1 protein-coding gene is annotated in these 921 nt (G+C 44.6%); it reads left to right on the forward strand.

From position 1 onward, the window contains the following. Positions 1-899, forward strand: an 899-nt coding sequence (locus R7E78_RS25090; RefSeq protein WP_318058468.1) for a phosphatase PAP2 family protein, incomplete at its 5' end; no start/stop codon positions are given. Positions 900-921 lie beyond the last annotated feature (22 nt).

A 921-nucleotide genomic window follows, 5' to 3' on the forward strand; every position in this document is an offset into this window, starting at 1 on the left:
ACTCATTTATTACCTACCTCGAAACTCTTTATTTAGCTTGTTACAGCGCAGGGCTTGTGTGGTGCAGTTACTACTATTTGTATCTGCTTGTTCGCCGTGAGAAACACCCCACCAAACAGTTTCTGTGTGAGCTCAAAACCATCGTTTTCCCACTCAGTCGAACCTGCTCAATTCTGATTTTGTTGTTGGCGCTCAACATCGTCTTTTCAAATTACACCTTCTTAAAATCCATCATCCCCTTGCTACACCCTTACGGTGTTGATCAGAGCTTGATTGAACTCGACCGCTGGCTACATTTTGGCAACGACCCGTGGGTGATTACTCACGCTATTTTCTCAAGCCCTTGGGCATCTCTGGCAATCAATACCGCCTACAATGCTTGGTTCTTTTTTATGTGGATGACGCTGTTTTTCTTTGTACTGTACAAGAAGGCACGAATGTTACGCTTGCAGTTTTTACTCACGTTTCTACTGACTTGGATGATCAACGGCAGCCTATTTGCGACCGCGTTTTCGTCAGTAGGGCCGTGTTATTTGGAACTTTTGAACGGTGATGATCTTTTTGCTCCTTTAATGCAGAGATTGAACGAGCAAAGTACGTTTTTAGAAAGCGTTGGCGCATTTCCATTATGGGCTTTACAAACTCAGGATTACCTTTGGCAAGGCTATGTAACGCAGGTAAATGGCATCGGTTCTGGCATCTCTGCCATGCCAAGTATGCACGTATCCATTGCGGTATTAATGGCGCTATGCACTTACCGTCTCAATAAAACATTGGGATACTTTGCCTGCGCTTTTGCGGTCATCATTCAAATAGGTTCGGTCCATTTGGGATGGCATTACGCGGTCGATGGCTATTTTTCTGTGTTTTCTACCTTGGCGATTTGGAAAGCTGTATGATGGGCGCTATCGATCCTTCTTC

The organism is Vibrio sp. YT-19(2023), assembly GCF_033337395.1.